The sequence below is a fragment of the Acidicapsa borealis genome (assembly GCF_059115245.1).
The window spans coordinates 4,057,089-4,073,399 of the sequence record NZ_JCACNY010000001.1; the positions used below are offsets into that span (position 1 = coordinate 4,057,089).

Genomic DNA, 16,311 nt, shown 5'->3' on the forward strand with positions numbered 1-16,311 from the left:
TCTCAATACGACACCAGTCGTTGGCCTTAAAATCAACGCAATGCCTTACTGGTACCGGCGCGTCTTCCTGCTCGCCATCCCCCTCATCCTCTCGAACCTGACCCAGCCGCTGCTCTCCACAGTGGACACCATCCTGTCCGGCCATCTCCCCGGCCCGGCAGCGCTCGGCGGCGTGGCCCTGGGCGGCACCTTTTTCAACACCATCTTCTGGACTTTCGGCTTCCTCCGCATGGCCACCACAGGCCTCGTCGCCCAGGCCCACGGAGCAGGCGAGCACGGCGAGCTGCTGCACCACTTCGGGCGCGCACTCGTGACGGCCATGCTCATCGGAGCAGCCATCCTACTCGTCCAAAGCCCGCTGATTTCGCTCTCCCTCAGCCTGCTCGGAGCCAGCCCGGAAGTCCAGGCTAACGCGCACATCTACTGCGGCATCCGCATCTGGTCGGCCCCAGCAGCGCTCGCCAACTACACCATCCTCGGCTACCTGCTCGGCCGCCAGCGCGCCCGCACCGCCCTCGTCCTCCAGGCCGTCATCAACGCCGTCAACGTCGCCGTCGCACTCTTCCTCGTCATGCAGCTCCACTGGGGAGTCGCTGGAATCGCCACCGCCACCCTCATCGCCGAATGGTCCGGATGCCTGCTCGGCCTCAGCATCCTCGCCGCAGGCGGAGTCCACCTCTTCCGCGTCCGCGTCAGCGAGCTAATCCACCCGCAAGCCCTGCTCCGCCTCTTTGGGCTGAATCGCGACATCTTCCTGCGAACGCTCAGCCTGGTCGCAGCATACGCGTGGTTCACCCGCACCGGAGCCCGCGCCGGAGACGCCATCCTAGCCGCCAACGCCGTCCTGCTCAACTTCCACATGATCGCGTCCTACGGTCTTGACGGCTTTGCCAACGCCACGGAAGCCCTCGTCGGCGAGAGCATCGGAGCCAGGCGCCGCAGCGACTACCGCTCCGTCCTCAAAGCCACAGCCGTCTCAGCCTTCGTTGTTTCAGGCGCCATCTCGCTGATCTACCTCGCCTTTGGCCGCCAGATCATCGCCTTCTTCACCAACCAGCTGCCCATTCGCGACCTTGCAGCCCACTATCTCCCCTGGATCGTAATCATGCCCATCGTCTCCGTCTGGAGCTTCCTCTTCGACGGCGTCTTCATCGGCGCCACCCGCGCCCCGGAACTGCGCGACAGCATGATCGTCTCCTTCCTCGGCTTCTTCGGCCTGTCGCTCGTCCTCGGCCACTACTTCGGCAACCACGGCCTGTGGGCAGCCATGCTCAGCTTCATGATCCTGCGCGGCATCACCTTAGCCATGCGCCTGCCTCGCCTCGAACGCATCGCCTTCGGCGCACTCCCAATCCCGGAAACCGCAACTCCTGTATCCTGAGATAGGCCCGGACTCCGGTGTTCCCGGAGATGAGTTTCCCTTAATGCGCTACCAGACACAATTTCTGCTCTCGGCCATGGCCCCCGAGCACTTTCCCAACTCCACCACACCGGAGATCGCTTTCCTCGGCCGGTCGAACGTCGGCAAATCGAGCCTGCTCAACGCGCTCGTCGGCGACAAAGCCGCGAAGGTCTCCTCGACCCCCGGCCGCACCCGCGCCATCAACTTCTTCGCCCTCGGTGAAGAAGGCCAGACAGGCCGCAACAAGATCGTCTTCGCCGATTTGCCCGGCTACGGCTACGCCAAGATTTCGAAGTCGATTTCAGAAACCTGGCCCGACTTCATCGACCCGTATCTGGCCGAGCGTGAACAGCTCAAGCTCTGCGTCTGCCTCGTAGACTCGAACATCCCCGCCCAGCAGAGCGACAAGCAGCTCATCGAATGGCTCCGCCACGTCGGACGCGATTTCGTCGTCGTCGGCACGAAGGTCGACAAACAGTCCGGCAACCAGCGCACCAAGAGCCTGGCCGCCCTCAAGCGCGACCTCGGCATCGACGACCTGATGTTCCTCTCATCCAAGACCGGCTACGGGCTCAAAGAGCTCTGGGCACGCGTCGAAGAGGCAGCTGGCCTTTAGCCCAACGAATTTTCGATGGTGATGTCTATTGCCAGCTCACCAGAGCGCTTCGACTCCGCAATCAGCTCAGTAGCCGCGGCTCGAAACTCCGCCGTCTCGCCGGCGCTGAGCGCAACCCCATGCAGCTTCTGCGCCATCCGCCCCAGATACCGCGGAGCGAAGCTCAACCAGCGCTGGCGCAGCTGATCCTCAGCAGGCACGACAGTTTGAACCAGCAAGTCCAGCCGCGGCATCCAGCGCGCAAACTCACGATCCACCTGCCACGTCACAAAGTTTCCCGAGCCATCTCCGCCAGGCGCAATCGCCCGCGCGCCCTGTGCGATAAACGCATCCATCCCAGGCGCAACAGGCACAACATCCGGCATCACACCACGATCCAGCATCTGCGTCACCAGCGTCTGCGGATCGACAGTGACCCCTACGGATACAGCCTGCTTCTTGCGGATCTCGTTCTTCAGGATGCGCAGCGCCTCTTCCAGCGAAGTGACCAGGAAATCCACTACGCCATCGCGAATCGCCAGCCGCTGCACCGTCACATCGCTTGACGCAGCCAGGGACGCCAGCCCGCCAATATTTCCCGCATACAGAAGATTTCGTCCGCCAGCAGCCATTCCACCGGCGTAAAGCAGCTTCCCGCCAAGCCCCGCCCCGGCCAACTCCCGGTGTGGAGATGCCGTCCGGACTAGATCCCGGTACGTGCCATAGATAGAGCGGATTTGCTCGATACGATCTTGAGATTCAGCGATCGAGGGGATGAGAGAAGAGGCCATTTTCAAAGTCTACCGCCTGCGTCCCACAAAGGACATTGGACGCGAAATCAGACTTTACCAGGTTGAATACGGCTGTCCATCACTGCCCTGCGTCTGGCTGCCGGAGTGCACATTGTCGATGCCCGGTTCCGTCTGGTCAACCGAGTGCAGAGCATCGCTCTGATCCACGACCCAGCTCTCCGTCGTCTGCGTCATCGGGTCCTTGGGAATGTCGCGCAGGTACCCCGCCTCAACCAGATCCTGCAGCGACTGCGGAGCCTTCTGCTTATCCATCGTGTAGGAATCGATGGCCTGCCGCATGATATGTAGATCCTCTTTCAGGACCGCTTCATGCGCTGCCTTCACCGCGGCAGCATAATTGGGCACGGCAATGGCCAGCAGCACGCCAATGATGAGCATGACAACCATCAGCTCCATCAGCGTGAATCCTGATTCGTTTTGTCTCTTCCGGCGAATCACCATCGACTTCCCCATTCCTACCACTCCGAGTACTTCGTTCCGTCCAGCGCCGTCCCGGTTGACTTCGAGTACACATCAAACACGCTCTGCCCGCCGTACGAATCGCTCTTCGGATCGTCCTGCATGGAGTGCAATCCCCACTCCGCCTTGCCGGTCATCGGATCCGTAGGAATCTTGCGCAGGAAACGTACCTTCTTGCCCTGCACATCCACACCCTTGACCAACTCTTCGAGATCTGGCGGGTAGTTCTGGCTGTCCACCTTCGTCTGGAATGCGCCTTTGTCCGCCGCATCCTTGTAGTGATCGATCGCGTCGCGCATCTCCCACAGGTCGCGCCGCAGCTCGCGTTCTTTCTCCCGTTGCACCCGGAAGCGCGCAATTGGCACCGCCGCCGAGGCGAGGATTCCGAGGATCGCGACTGTCACGATCAGCTCCACCAGCGTCAGCCCGGCTTCCCCGGAACGCCGCCGCGATCCTGACTGCCCCGGAAATCGGTTTGAGTTTCGCTTCAACATGGAAAATCGACCCTGCCTATTGGACGATCACATGAGCATTCTGCGCGCTTGCCGGCACCGGATGCTGAGCCGAATCGAGCGCTCCCGGCCGAACTATGTTGACATCGCTCGGCCCGGCAGCCTTCGCCTGAAACGTCAAGACGCAGACCGTGCCCGAACCGCTCACTCCAGCCGTGCCCGGAGGACGCGAAGCAGCAATCGTAATCATGCCCGGCCCATCGTCGCGATGCACCAGCGCCACCGCCTGCCCATCCTTGCCCAGCATGTCGCCACTGTCTACATTGACCAGCGTCAGCTTAGTTGCGTCGTACTGTACCTGCAGCGGAACGGATGCAATATCGTTCGCACCATCCAGGTTCACCTTCAGCGCAAACGTGCTCCCAACCGCCGGAACCGACGTAGGCGGTACTACGCTGAAGTTCACCGAACCGCTCGGTCCCACTGCATTGGGAACAGCCACGCCCGGCGTTGCCGGCGGAGAAATAACCGGCACATCCGAGGCATTCTGCTGGCGCAGTTGTTGCATCGCCGAGGGTAAGGCAGCCTCAGCGGTCTGCCCCTTCAAAGGTCCCACACCCGGCGGAGCAGTAGGACGACTCGTCGCGCCTGGCCCCGGCTGCCCAGCTTGCGGTACGGTCAAAGCTGCTGGCTTCAGACCACCCGCAGACGAATGCCGCAACTCGATAGCCTGTCCCACGCCGGTATCAATCGGTCGTAGATTCAACGGCGACAACTCCTGTCCGCGAACCACGTGCGGAATCAGCACAAAGACAATCTCGTTGTCGATCACCTCATGCGACTTCGAACCGAAAATGTACTTCAGCAGTGGCAACTCGCCCAGCCCCGGAATACCGCTGGCGCTGACGAGATCCTGCTTGTTCAGGATGCCGGCCAGAATGGTCGCCTCGCCTTCCTTCAGCCGGATTACGCCATCCGTCGATTTGGTCGCGAGAATTGGTTCTGTAACACCGCTGATCGTTGAAGTGCCGCTCTCCGAGCTGACTTCGATCTTCATCTTCAGCGTCACGTCGTGATCGAAATGCACCGTAGGCGTCATTTCGATATTTACGCCCACGTCAATGTACTGGAACTGCGTGTTCACCAGCGAACTGGTAATCGCTGTCGCCGCACCGGTCTGGTACGAACCGGTTGCGATCGGGATCTTCGAACCAATCTTCATCACCGACTTCTGCGAATCCGTCGAACGAATCCGAGGATTCTGCAAGATCTTCGTATCCGAATCCGACATCAGCAGATTCGCCGTTGCCGCGCTCACCGTTACCGCGAAATTGTTGGCATTCAGGTTTGCCAGGTTATTCAGCGTCAGCCCGGAAGTCGTGGAGGAAGTGCCGGTGTCCGTCGTCGAACTGCTGGTAGAAGTCGTCGAATTCGGCGGTTGCAAAGCGAAGCTGATGCTGCCCGGCCAGCTCAGGCCGATATTACGCAGCTTGTCCTTGTTCACTTCCATCACTGCAATATCGACCACAACCTCAGGCCGTGCCTTGTCGAGATCGTTGATTACCTTCTGCGCCAGCGTCAACTCATCCGGAGTCGCGCGCATCACGATGGCATTCTGGCTCGGCACCCCGTACACCTTGGCATTCGGCAGCACGTTGCGCAGCGCCGTCTGTACGTCATTCAAATCATTCTGTTGCCATGCATTTGACAGATAAAAGGTCTGTACCGCCTGCTCGTCCAGCTCGGTCCGCTTGGCGCGGCTGTTCTGCGCCACAAAGATCGTGTTCTCCGTCACAGGACGCCAGAACGTCGTCGAAAGCGTGCCCACGATCCGTAGAGCATCCATCAGCGAAACGTTGTTCAGATCGACCTGAATTCGCTTGCCGTTGTAGTCCGGATCGAAGAGCACATTGATGCCCGCTGCCTTGCCAATCGCCTGGTAGACATTCTTCGAGTCTTCGGCATAGTGCAGCGTCAGCGGCTCATTCGAAACCGGCCTCAGCGTCACCGGCGAACCGGCATCCTCCATTGCATTGGAAGAAGTATCCGAGACACTGGTCTCATTCCGCACCGGCGGAGGAGCCATATGCACCTTCAACCGTGCAATCTCCTGCGTTGCCGCCTCATTGCCTGCGTCGATCTCGGCCGCGCGCATGAACTGCACCAGCGCCCCCTGCTCGTCGCCCATCTGCAGCAGCTTGCGGCCCTGCGACACATGCGCCGACGATGCCGTCTGCCGAACGCGGTAGTAGGAAGCACGCATGCGCAGATCGGACGGGCTCTTGGCGTAAGCCTTGCGATAGCTCTCATACGCAAGGTCGTAGTCCTCACGCGCTTCGGCGGCTTGGCCCTTCGTATAAAGCTTCTTTGCAGAGTCCTCGGCATGAGCCGGAATGGAACCGGTTGTCAGGGTCCCTATCGGAAGCAGGACACTGAGCAGCAGGGCAACGGTGTTCCTGCCAGTTTTGAGCGGAATTGCGAGGCGGTTCATCAAACTCCAATACGTGCCGGTCAGGCCTGACGTGAGCCGATCCAGGCCGTTGAAAACACTGCTCCAGCGATGCCCCATTCTAGCAAAGCTCCATTCCGGAAGGATTACCACCCACTGGAGTCTCGCGGTCGAGGTTCAAACCGGGAACAGAACCGGTGGTAAAATACAGATTCGAGGAAGTTTCACCATGCCCCGCCAGACCACCCACACCATCGTGCAAACCGCCAAGCCAGCCGCCAAAGCGGCCAAGCCGCGCGACCCCGTCGCCAGCGGTGAGCGCGACGCTGCCTACAACCGCAGCGCCAGCTTCAACTACTTCCTCGACGACAAGGTAGAAGCCGGCATCTCCCTGCGCGGCACCGAGGTCAAGTCGATCCGCGAAGGCCAGGCCAACCTGAAAGACGCCTACGGGCTCATCAAGGACGGCGAGGCTTTCCTGCTCAACGTGCATATCGGTCCCTACTCCCATGGAAATATTGCGAATCATGACGCACTCCGGACCCGAAAACTATTGCTGCACAAAGAAGAGGTCCGCAAGCTACAGATCAAGACGCAGATCAAGGGAAATACGCTCATCCCGGTGCGCCTCTATTTTCGACACGGCCGTGTGAAATGCGAACTGGCCATCGGCAAGGGCAAGCAGGAGTGGGACAAGCGCGAAACCGAAAAACGCCGCGAAGCCGACCGCGAATCCCGAGCCGCCATCAACGCCAGCAAACACAAAATGGGCCGCTAGACCCTTTCCGGCCCCCTAAGTCCGCTCTCATCCCCATTCTTCCCCTCCAAAGAGCGATAACTCGAATCCGACGATAAATTTTCCACGCCATCCGCAAAATCTCCTGTGGTCATTCCAAAGGAATTTGTGTTACCTTTGCATTGTCCAAAGGAGCAGGCATGGCCGACGAAAAATCTGAAGTCTTACAGGGAACGCTGGATTTGATGATCCTGAAAACGCTGCAGGCCCTGGGCCCGTTGCATGGCTTTGGAATCGCACGGCGCATCGAGCAGTTGAGCGAGGATGTACTCACGTTGAATGAGGGTACGGTCTATACCTCGCTCCTGCGTCTACAGCAGAAGCTCTGGATCGCGAGCGAGTGGGGCGTCTCTGAAAACAACCGCCGCGCCCGCTTCTACAGCATCACCAGGCGCGGCACCGAGCGACTCGCCGTTGAGACCGAGAACTGGGAGCGGATTGCAGGCGTCATAGGCCGCGTCCTCGCTCTGGAAGCCAAGGCCTAGCCATGCCCGACCCATCCATGTCTGACCGAGCCTACATCTTCCTCGCGAAACTTCGAGCTCTGTTCTCGCAGAGAAAAGAGGACTCGCTCTTTGACGACGAGATGCGCACCCACCTGGAGATGCTCGCCGAAAAGTACGAGCGCCAGAGCATGAGCCCCCGCGCCGCCCGTCTCGCGGCAAGGCGTCAGTTCGGCAACACCACCCTGCTACAACAGCGGCAACGGGAATCGAGGACAACCATGTTCTTTGAAAATGTATGGCGGGATCTGCGCTACGGCATGCGGCAACTCATCAAGACGCCGGTTTTCACCATCGTCTGCGTCCTTACGCTCGCCCTCGGCGTAGGCGCAAACACTGCCGTCTTCAGCGTCATGCATGCCGTGCTTCAAAAGATGCTGCCGGTGAAGGATGCCTCGCAGGTCTTCTACGTTCATACGACCGGCTGGCCGGATGGAGCCTCGCAGACGGGCGATTCAGCCACCTCGTTCGCATACCCCTTTTACCAGGCTTTGCATGGGATAAGTGCATTGCAGGACGTGATGACTTTCATTCCTATGTCTGGCAGCGGCAAGGCGCCTGTGCGAGTTGGCTCAGTCCCGGAAGAAGCCGCGGGCGACATGGTCAGCGGCAACTATTTCAGCGCCCTGGGAGTAGGAACGGAGCTCGGCCGGGGCTTTATACAGAAGGATGAGCAGGATCACACCCAGGTAACCGTGATCAGTGAGAAATTCTGGTCCTCTCACTACCAGCGCAGCCGGGACGTCATCGGCAAGGCTCTCTATATCAAGTCCATACCGTTCACAATTGTAGGCGTTGCGAAGAAAGGCTTCGAAGGAACGGAAGGCGCGCTCCCACTTGATTTCTGGATTCCGCTGCAAAGCCGTCCGGAATTCAATGCGTGGGGCTCGCCTGCGGAAAATGGAATGTACCTGACTGAGCCGCGCTTATGGATGATGAAGCTGATGGTGCGCACAGCGCCTGGCGTCAGCCGCGAACAAGCGCTGGCCCAGATGCAGGCACTCTTTGAACGAGCAGCCTACATCGGCATCCCCGCCAAAAAGAGCGGAGAGGAGACATACAAGCTTTCGTTGAACGAAGCCAAACAGTTCGATGGCAGTGGTGACGACAGCTTCGCCAAGTCGCTGAAGGTCCTGATGGCAATGGTCGGCATGGTGCTGCTGATCGCCATGAGCAACGTAGTGATGCTGTTGATGGCTCGCAACGCGAACCGGCAGCGGGAGTTCGGCGTGCGCTTTGCGCTGGGCGCAGGACGAGGGGCAATTGCGCGGCAGCTGCTCACGGAAAGCACGCTGCTCGTAACGCTGGGCGGCATTGTGGCCTGGGCGTTTGCGCTCGGAGCGACCCGTGCGCTGGGAGCATGGGCGCAGATCGAGTCGAATCTGCAACCGGACCTCGAAGTGCTTGGATTGACGCTCGGTGTCCTCGTTCTGATGGCGATTGTCTTTGGCCTCGCGCCACTGCAATCGGCCATGTCGAACAGCTCGCAGAGCTCGCTGCGTAGTTCCGCAACCGCATCGCAGACAAGCGTGCAGAAGACCCGCGCGGGTAACGCGGTGATCGTAATGCAGATTGCCATGTGCCTTGTATTGCTGGTTGGTGCCGGCCTGCTGCTCAAGACACTCCGGAACCTGTTGCAGACCCCCATGGGACAAAATCCGGAAGGATTGGTGGTCTTCGGCATCCATCCCCAGCACGTCCATAGCAAGGAAGAAAGCATCGCCTTCTTCACGTCGTTACAGCAAAAGCTGCGAGCGATTCCAGGCGTGAAGAGTGTCTCATTCGCTGCGAACCGGCCCGGCTCGGGATGGTCGAGCAACCAGGGCGGCCTGCTGCTCGACGGGCATAATCCCAATGGACTCGAGCCGGGACAGGTGACCTATCGACAGAACACAGTCGGAGCGGACTACTTTCGCACCATGGGCGTGCAGATCCTGGATGGCAGGGATTTTTCCGATGCCGATACTGAGAGCGCACCGCCGGTTACGATCGTGAACGAGACTTTTGCGAAGAAATACGCGGGCTCATTGCATGTCGTAGGGCATTTCCTGAGCGGCTCACCCAAAGACCCTCCAGTCCGAATTGTGGGGCTGGTCCAGGATCACAAATACACGGGCATCACCGAAGATTCCAGGCCCATGTTGTGGACCGTCTTCACCCAGGAGAGAACTTCCAATCAGCTCAATGTGGAGATGCGCGTGCCCGGCGACCCAATGGCAATCTTGCCCCAGGTGCGCCGGATCGTCGCACAAATCGACCCCGACATGCCGTTGCTGGAACCCATGACACAGGTCGCTGTCTTTGAGCGATCTATCTCGCAGCAGATCCTCTTTGCAAGGCTTGCCACTTGTTTTGGCGTACTGGCTGTCGTGCTCATCGCAACAGGTCTGTACGGAACCCTGTCCTACCGGATGGGCCGGCGCAGCGCGGAGATCGGCGTACGCATCGCCCTCGGCGCGCAACGCTCGCAGGTCGTGTGGATGGTCCTGCGTGGGAGCCTTCTGTTGTGTGCAGGTGGCATCACCATAGGCATTCTCCTGGCAATTGCGGCTGGTCAGGAGCTCGAAAGCTCACTGTATGGGATGAAGGCTCTCGATGTGACGAGCTACGCCTTAGCAGTTGCCGGAGTGGTCATAGTGGCCTTGCTCGCGAGCGCCGTGCCCGCAGGCCGGGCAGCCAGCGTTGACCCGCTGCGGGCTTTGCGCACAGAGTAGGAGCACGTTTCCTTTGGAAGGGCGCAGGCCTTTGTCAGTTGCCCTTCCAAAGATCGTCTTACCCTGCAAGGGCTCTAGCCTGAAATTTCTTTCTTGACACAAACCCAGTCTCTTGCCGACGATGGCGCAGTTAAGCAAATATCCGCCCTATCCAAGGAGTCAGGCTTGCGACCCTATCCTCTTCTTGTTGTTGGTTTCGTATTCTGCGTTGGCATCACCGCAACAACTGCCTTAGCCCAGGACGTACAGGCGCAAGCAGCAGCTATCGCACACGCTCCGTATTCCCTTCCAAAGAAGCGCATCGTCGCCGATTACGACTCCGGCAGCAAATATCTCAACCCGCCATACTCCGCTGCGCAAATCCCATACAGCAAACTCACACACATCATTCACGCCGGCGTTCCCTTTGACTCCAACGGCAACCTCCAGGTTCCCGGCGGCTTCATCGAACCGGAACTGATCCCCAAGGCCCACAAAGCCGGCGTCAAGGTCCTGCTCCTGATCGGTGGCGATGTTCCTTCACTCGAAACCAACCCCGCCATCCTCCAGCCACTGCTCAAGAATCTGAAGAAGTTCGTCACCGAAAACGACTATGACGGCATCGACCTCGACTGGGAATATCCGGAATCGCCTGAAGACACAGCAACCCTGCTCAAGCTCATGACCGCCCTCCGCGAAACCTTCCCCAGCCCGCGCTACCTGCTGTCGATCGACGCAGCGCCATTCCAGGAATCCACCTACGACGTCCCCCATTTGAGGAAGGTCATCGACTGGTTCAACATCATGACCTACGACTGCGCCGGCCCCTGGACCTCCATGGGACACCTCAACGCCTCCATCTTCTGGGACAACAACGACCCCGAACCCGACGAATGCGAACCCGGTGCCAGCGATGCCGAATCAGCCAAGATCTTCCTCGCCGACGCGCCCGCCTCGCAGCTGAATCAGGGCACGCCCTTCTACGGCTACTGGTACACCAACATCAACAAACTCTTCGGCATCTGCCCCAATGCCGCGACCACGGATGACGGCTTCTGCGATGACACCGTCCAGACCGTGAACTACGGCCCGGACATCAAGCCCATGCTCGCCTCCGGCAAGTGGGCAGTTCACCGCGACAAGGCCGCGCTCGTTCCCTACCTGCTGCGTAAAGATGGCTCCCCAGGCTTCGTCACCTACGACGACCCCCAATCCACCTATACCCGCGTTCTCTATACCGACTACGTCAACGGCCTCGGCGGCACCTTCCTCTGGTCGCTCGACGCCGACTACGACGGCCATTCGCAGGATCTGCTCGATGCCATGTACCGCGCCACCCACCTGCTCCCGCCAGCAAAGTGGTAGCCAGCCAGCTACGGCGGCCAATCCGGTGAAATAGGGCCGCCGCGCGGTGAAATAATAGCTGCATGAAGACTGAACTGGTTTTTGCCACTCCTGCGGGAATTGAAACCGAAGTGCTGGTCGTCCTGGCCGGCGATGCGCAAACCGAAAAAGGCCCTGAAGCCAAGCCCCAGCCGGTCCTGCTGACCACGGACGCCACCATCCAGTCCGCCGCAGCCGCCGTGCTCGCCACCGGAGAATTCAAAGCCGGCGCCAACGAAACGCTCCTGCTCCACACCCCCGCTGGCCTCGCCGCCAAGCGCCTCCTCATCGTCGGCGTCGGCAAGACCGATAAGGCCACCGTGCACTCCGTCCGCAGCGCCGTCGGCACTGCCATCCGCTCCGTGAAGCCCCGCGGCATCCGCGCCGTCGCCTTCGCCCTGCCCGAGGCAGCCGAGCTACCCGTCGGACCCAGCTCCCGCGCCGCCGTTGAAGGCGCCCTGCTCGCCGACTACGACCCGGACACCTACCGTTCCGACCGCAAAGACCTCTCCGTCTACGACTTCAAACTCGTCGCCCCGGCCGGCACTGACGCGGCAGCCATCAACGTCGGATACGCCGAAGGCGTCATCGTCGCTGAAAGCCAGAACTTCGCCCGCGAGCTCGTCAACGAGCCCGGCAACAAGCTCACCCCCACCATCCTCGGCCAGCGCGCCGCCGCCATGGCAGAAAAAGTCGGCCTCAAGTCCGAGGTCTACTCCACCGAAAAACTGCATGAACTCAAGATGGGCGCATTCTGGAGCGTCTCCCAGGGCTCCGCGGAACCACCCGCCCTCATCGTCCTCACCTATGAGCCCGAAGGCTACGACGCCGCCACCTACTCCGGCCCCGTCCTAGGCCTGGTCGGCAAAGGCATCACCTTCGACACCGGCGGCATCTCCCTCAAGCCCGCCGACAAGATGGAGCTGATGAAATACGACATGGGCGGCTCCGCTGCGATGCTCGGCGCCATGTGCGCCATCGCCCAGATCAAGCCCAAGGTCAAAGTCATTAGCGTCGTCTGCTCAGCCGAAAACATGCCCGATGGCAAAGCCCAGAAGCCCGGCGACGTCCAGATCGCCATGCCCTTCAAGGACGGCGAACCCGGCAAGTCCATCGAAATCATCAACACTGATGCCGAGGGCCGCCTGGTCCTCGCCGATGGCCTGACCTATGCCCGCCAGCTCGGCTGCACCCATCTGATCGACGCTGCCACCCTCACCGGCGCATGCGTCGTCGCCCTCGGCCCAGTCAGCGCCGGCGGCTTCTCTAACGACGAAGAAACCTACGCCAGGCTCAACCAGGCCCTCACCATCTCCGGCGAAAAAATCTGGCGTCTCCCCCTCGGCGACGAGTACTACGACGCCATCCGCTCCGACATCGCCGACATCAAAAACACCGGCGGCCGCTGGGGCGGAGCCTCAACCGCAGCCCAGTTCCTGCAGGTCTTCGCAGGCGAAACCCCCTGGATCCACCTCGACATCGCCGGCATGGCCTGGTACGAAGACACCAAACCCTTCATCGCCAAAGGCCCCAGCGGCTTCGGCGTCCGCAGCATCCTGGAATGGGTCCGCAGCTACGAGAACTAGTAAGACTCTTCTCTTCAAAACAAACGAGCTATCCCCAGCGGATAGCTCGTTTTCATTTCTACTTTGCGCAAAAGTCAGGCGATCTTTTCCAATCCGATCTTCTCTACTAGAGACAATAGTTTTAGAGAAGCACCCTGAGGATGCTTCTCGCCGCGCTCCCACTTGCTGACTAAACTTGGCGTCACGTTCAGATAAGCAGCAAAGACCGTCTGGCTAGCATTCTCGCGAGTCCGAAGAGCACGAATCTGATCCGGCGTCATCTCCGGCACTGGAGTCAGGCACAGCGCATCGAAATTGCGCATCGTCTTTTTGTCCATCCCACCGGATTTATAAAGATCAGTAGCCGTTTCATGAATGGCAGCCATGATCTTGCTGCGGTATGTCTTTGCCATCTCAATCTCTCCTCGCTGAGTGAACCTGAATCAAAGCTCCATCAGCAATACGCAGTGCCAATTCCTTTTCGTTGTAAGCCAGCACAACTCTTGCGAGCTCCCGGAATGCGGCCAGTTCGTTCGAGTTTATGTTTGCCTGATCTTTCTTCTCGAAGCCGAACACAAACACCGCACGCTCATGTTGCCGGAAAAGCAGGATCGTCCGAAATCCACCAGACTTCCCTTCGCCAGCCCGAGCGACACGCAGCTTGATCACTCCGCCACCAAGATCGGCATCCACCAGACCCACGTCGGCCAAACTTGCAGCCGCCCAGAGTTCCTCATCGGAGAGTCGAGCCTTGCGTGCAAAACGCGAAAAAGGCTTGGTCTTGAAGACAGCGAGCATCCCGTCCGCTCCGCTTTACTATAGCACTGAGTGCCATACATGATGACGTTGAAGTGATGCTTCAAGTCTGGCCTACTTCACGCCAACCCCCTTGTAAACCACCCCAGCCTTCATCACAAACTTCACGTCCTGCACCAGCCTGATGTCCTTCAGCGGATCGCCATCGACGGCGATGATATCTGCCCACTTCCCCGCATCGATCGACCCAGTCTTATCCGTCCAGTTCATCAGGTCCGCAGCATTCACAGTAGCCGTCTGGATCGCCGCCAGCGGCGTCATGCCAATATCGCGCACATAGACTTCTAACTCATGCCCGTTCAGCCCATGCGGGTAAACAGCAGCATCCGTGCCCAGCGCAAACTTTACCCCAGCCTCATACGCCTTGCGAATGTTCGGCTTGGCCACGGCAATCGTGTCCTTCATCTTCTGCTGGTAAAACGGCGGCAGATGCCCGGACTCGATCATCCAGTCTTCGAGATAGAGCGTCGGCACCATGTACGTCCCGTTCTTCTTCATCTCCGCAATCCCCGCCGCATCCACAAAGCTCCCATGCTCGATCGAATCGATGCCTGCCTCGGAAGCCCACAGAATTCCTTGCGCCCCATGCGCATGCGCCGCCACCTTCAGCCCCAACCGGTGCGCATCCGCGGCAATCGCCTTCATTTCCTCCAGCGTGTACTGCGAAGCCTGCAGACTGTCACCCTTCGACAGCACTCCACCCGTAGCGCAAATCTTGATCACATCCACACCGTACTTGATGTTCTGCCGCACCTTCTGCTGGACCGCGGCAATGCCGTCCGCCACACCCTCGCTCTTGAGGTGATAGCTGATCGGCAGCAGATTCTCATCGCAATGCCCACCGGTAATGCCCAGCGGCGGCCCGGAAACCTGCATGTGCGGCCCAATCACCTGCCCCGCATTCACCGCATCGCGCAGATCCACATCGACATACCCACCAGCGCCCACATTACGAATCGAAGTAAACCCCGCCAGCAGCGTCGTCTTCGCATTCACAACGCCATTGATGGCTTCCTTCGCGTCGGTGTTGGTGAGCTCCTTGTACGGATCAAATTCCGGATTGCCCGTGATGTGCGTATGCACATCGATCAGCCCCGGCAAGACTGTCATCGACCCAAGATCGACCACCTTGTCGCCGGCCTGAGCAGGCGTTGAAGCCGTCGGCGCAATCGCGGTAATCGTCTCGCCCGTCACCACAATCGTCTGCGCATCCAGCGTCTTACCCGTATGCACATCCAGCAGATGCCCGGCTCGCACCAGTGTTCGGCCACCCGCTTTAGGCGTTTGGGCCTGCACAGCACAGCCAAGGCAGAACAATCCGCACATCACAGATAAAACAGGCAAGAAAGACACAGGGCGAAATCGCATACAGGCTCCTTCAAACAGGTTCGGCAGGAATGCCAACAGTGTAGCAGCGACCCCGGCACCCAGCCTTTCGGTCGCCGTCTTTACGACGGATGATTTTTCTGAACCTTTAGACCGACTGGTCTACTCTTATCAAGCGAGCCACCCCAAGGGTTGCCATTCAAGAAGGAGATTTTCATGTCCAACAAAGGTATTGCTCTTATCACCGGGGCTTCCACGGGAATCGGCGCCGTCTACGCCGACCGCCTCGCCAGGCGCGGATACGACCTCATCCTCGTCGCTCGCAGCAAAGACAAACTCGACGAAGTCGCGAAGCAAATCCAGTCCACCACCGGACGCAAAGCCGAAACCCTCCAGGCAGACCTGTCCATCCCCGCTGATGTGAAGCGCGTCGCCGACCGTCTAGCCTCAGACAGTTCGATCACGGCATTCGTGAACAACGCCGGCATAGCCTCCGCCAGCAAGCTGCTCGACTCAGACCAGGATTACCTCGAGCAGATGATCCAAATCAACGTCACCGCCTTCACCCGCCTCGCAATCGCAGTAGCCTCTAATTTCGCTCAGCAGGCCAGCGGCCTCATTATCAACATCGGCTCTGTCGTCGCCCTGGCACCAGAAATGCTGAACGGCGTCTACAGCGGCACCAAAGCCTATGTGCAGAACTTCAGCACCTCACTTAAGAACGAGCTGAAAGACAAAGGCGTCACCGTCCAGGTCGTACTGCCCGGCGCCACCGCAACTCCTCTCTGGGGTAAGGCCGGCGTAAACGTCCACACGGATCTCCCTGCAGAATGGGTCATGAGCACAGAAGACATGGTCGACGCCTCGCTTGCCGGTCTCGATCAGGGTGAGTTCGCCACCATTCCCGCGCTACCCAACGTTGCCGACTTCGAAGCGTACGAGAAGGCGCGTCTCGCGCTTGCTCCAAACCTCTCGCGCAGAGTCCCGGCTCCGCGTTACACAGCAGTAGCAGCGAAGTAAGCGAGTTCCGCAAGAGCAAACAGTACGATAGGGACATGGG

Annotated in this window: 15 protein-coding genes; 8 read left to right on the forward strand and 7 right to left on the reverse strand. The window is 59.6% G+C overall.

Annotated features, from left to right (window positions below; all coding sequences use genetic code 11):
• Positions 1–40 precede the first annotated feature (40 nt).
• Positions 41–1,381 (forward strand): MATE family efflux transporter, encoded by a 1,341-nt coding sequence (locus AC5S27_RS16650; RefSeq protein WP_493935689.1) that lies wholly within the window; start codon positions 41–43, stop codon positions 1,379–1,381.
• 43 nt (positions 1,382–1,424) lie between these two features.
• Positions 1,425–2,018, forward strand: coding sequence for a ribosome biogenesis GTP-binding protein YihA/YsxC (gene yihA, locus AC5S27_RS16655; RefSeq protein WP_493935690.1), 594 nt, complete (start codon positions 1,425–1,427; stop codon positions 2,016–2,018).
• On the opposite strand, the gene AC5S27_RS16660 is transcribed toward yihA, so the two are convergent.
• Genes AC5S27_RS16660 through AC5S27_RS16675 form a run of 4 tightly spaced genes read right to left on the reverse strand, consistent with a single transcriptional unit; the run spans position 2,015 to position 6,289 of the window.
• Positions 2,015–2,788 (reverse strand): hypothetical protein, encoded by a 774-nt coding sequence (locus AC5S27_RS16660; protein WP_493935691.1) that lies wholly within the window; start codon positions 2,786–2,788, stop codon positions 2,015–2,017. The two genes, yihA and AC5S27_RS16660, sit on opposite strands and share 4 nt — an antisense overlap.
• A gap of 54 nt (positions 2,789–2,842) precedes the next feature.
• Positions 2,843–3,262 carry a type II secretion system protein gene (locus AC5S27_RS16665; protein WP_493935692.1) on the reverse strand — a complete coding sequence of 140 codons (420 nt, stop codon included), beginning with the start codon at positions 3,260–3,262 and terminating at the stop codon, positions 2,843–2,845.
• 2 nt (positions 3,263–3,264) lie between these two features.
• A complete protein-coding gene (locus tag AC5S27_RS16670) occupies positions 3,265–3,762 on the reverse strand; it encodes a type II secretion system protein (protein WP_493935693.1) in 498 nt (165 codons plus the stop codon).
• A gap of 16 nt (positions 3,763–3,778) precedes the next feature.
• Positions 3,779–6,289 carry a secretin GspD/PilQ domain-containing protein gene (locus AC5S27_RS16675; protein ID WP_493935694.1) on the reverse strand — a complete coding sequence of 837 codons (2,511 nt, stop codon included), beginning with the start codon at positions 6,287–6,289 and terminating at the stop codon, positions 3,779–3,781.
• A gap of 109 nt (positions 6,290–6,398) precedes the next feature.
• Between AC5S27_RS16675 and smpB the strand changes: the two genes are divergently transcribed.
• From smpB to AC5S27_RS16700, 5 genes are all read left to right on the forward strand, one after another.
• Complete coding sequence (gene smpB / locus AC5S27_RS16680) at positions 6,399–6,947, forward strand: SsrA-binding protein SmpB (protein ID WP_493935695.1); 549 nt, start codon at positions 6,399–6,401, stop codon at positions 6,945–6,947.
• A gap of 158 nt (positions 6,948–7,105) precedes the next feature.
• Positions 7,106–7,450 carry a PadR family transcriptional regulator gene (locus AC5S27_RS16685; protein WP_493935696.1) on the forward strand — a complete coding sequence of 115 codons (345 nt, stop codon included), beginning with the start codon at positions 7,106–7,108 and terminating at the stop codon, positions 7,448–7,450.
• A 2-nt stretch (positions 7,451–7,452) separates the two neighbouring features.
• Positions 7,453–10,182, forward strand: a complete 2,730-nt coding sequence (locus AC5S27_RS16690; protein ID WP_493935697.1) for an ABC transporter permease — start codon at positions 7,453–7,455, stop codon at positions 10,180–10,182.
• A 165-nt stretch (positions 10,183–10,347) separates the two neighbouring features.
• Entirely contained in the window at positions 10,348–11,526 is a 1,179-nt protein-coding gene (locus tag AC5S27_RS16695; RefSeq protein ID WP_493935698.1) for a glycoside hydrolase family 18 protein, read from the forward strand.
• Positions 11,527–11,588: 62 nt separating this feature from the next.
• Positions 11,589–13,130 (forward strand): leucyl aminopeptidase, encoded by a 1,542-nt coding sequence (locus tag AC5S27_RS16700; RefSeq protein WP_493935699.1) that lies wholly within the window; start codon positions 11,589–11,591, stop codon positions 13,128–13,130.
• Between the two features lie 74 nt (positions 13,131–13,204).
• Here AC5S27_RS16700 and AC5S27_RS16705 read toward each other — a convergent pair whose 3' ends face one another.
• The 3 genes from AC5S27_RS16705 to AC5S27_RS16715 form a co-directional block, all read right to left on the reverse strand.
• Positions 13,205–13,522 carry a helix-turn-helix domain-containing protein gene (locus AC5S27_RS16705; protein ID WP_493935700.1) on the reverse strand — a complete coding sequence of 106 codons (318 nt, stop codon included), beginning with the start codon at positions 13,520–13,522 and terminating at the stop codon, positions 13,205–13,207.
• A 1-nt stretch (position 13,523) separates the two neighbouring features.
• Positions 13,524–13,907 (reverse strand): type II toxin-antitoxin system RelE/ParE family toxin, encoded by a 384-nt coding sequence (locus tag AC5S27_RS16710; protein WP_493935701.1) that lies wholly within the window; start codon positions 13,905–13,907, stop codon positions 13,524–13,526.
• A 72-nt stretch (positions 13,908–13,979) separates the two neighbouring features.
• On the reverse strand, positions 13,980–15,293 hold the full coding sequence (locus AC5S27_RS16715; RefSeq protein ID WP_493935702.1) for a metal-dependent hydrolase family protein: 1,314 nt from the start codon (positions 15,291–15,293) through the stop codon (positions 13,980–13,982).
• A 174-nt stretch (positions 15,294–15,467) separates the two neighbouring features.
• Here AC5S27_RS16715 and AC5S27_RS16720 point away from each other — a divergent pair, with 174 nt between their 5' ends.
• Complete coding sequence (locus tag AC5S27_RS16720; RefSeq protein ID WP_493935703.1) at positions 15,468–16,271, forward strand: SDR family NAD(P)-dependent oxidoreductase; 804 nt, start codon at positions 15,468–15,470, stop codon at positions 16,269–16,271.
• The last annotated feature ends 40 nt before the right edge of the window (positions 16,272–16,311 follow it).

Bases quoted from the DNA above. Each gene is read 5' to 3' on its own strand.
- AC5S27_RS16650 (WP_493935689.1), top strand. From the start codon at position 41: ATGCCTTACTGGTACCGGCGCGTCTTCCTGCTCGCCATCCCCCTCATC.
- yihA (WP_493935690.1), top strand. From the start codon at position 1,425: ATGCGCTACCAGACACAATTTCTGCTCTCGGCCATGGCCCCCGAGCAC.
- AC5S27_RS16660 (WP_493935691.1), bottom strand. From the start codon at position 2,788: ATGGCCTCTTCTCTCATCCCCTCGATCGCTGAATCTCAAGATCGTATC.
- AC5S27_RS16665 (WP_493935692.1), bottom strand. From the start codon at position 3,262: ATGGGGAAGTCGATGGTGATTCGCCGGAAGAGACAAAACGAATCAGGA.
- AC5S27_RS16670 (WP_493935693.1), bottom strand. From the start codon at position 3,762: ATGTTGAAGCGAAACTCAAACCGATTTCCGGGGCAGTCAGGATCGCGG.
- AC5S27_RS16675 (WP_493935694.1), bottom strand. From the start codon at position 6,289: ATGGGGCATCGCTGGAGCAGTGTTTTCAACGGCCTGGATCGGCTCACG.
- smpB (WP_493935695.1), top strand. From the start codon at position 6,399: ATGCCCCGCCAGACCACCCACACCATCGTGCAAACCGCCAAGCCAGCC.
- AC5S27_RS16685 (WP_493935696.1), top strand. From the start codon at position 7,106: ATGGCCGACGAAAAATCTGAAGTCTTACAGGGAACGCTGGATTTGATG.
- AC5S27_RS16690 (WP_493935697.1), top strand. From the start codon at position 7,453: ATGCCCGACCCATCCATGTCTGACCGAGCCTACATCTTCCTCGCGAAA.
- AC5S27_RS16700 (WP_493935699.1), top strand. From the start codon at position 11,589: ATGAAGACTGAACTGGTTTTTGCCACTCCTGCGGGAATTGAAACCGAA.
- AC5S27_RS16705 (WP_493935700.1), bottom strand. From the start codon at position 13,522: ATGGCAAAGACATACCGCAGCAAGATCATGGCTGCCATTCATGAAACG.
- AC5S27_RS16710 (WP_493935701.1), bottom strand. From the start codon at position 13,907: ATGCTCGCTGTCTTCAAGACCAAGCCTTTTTCGCGTTTTGCACGCAAG.
- AC5S27_RS16715 (WP_493935702.1), bottom strand. From the start codon at position 15,293: ATGCGATTTCGCCCTGTGTCTTTCTTGCCTGTTTTATCTGTGATGTGC.
- AC5S27_RS16720 (WP_493935703.1), top strand. From the start codon at position 15,468: ATGTCCAACAAAGGTATTGCTCTTATCACCGGGGCTTCCACGGGAATC.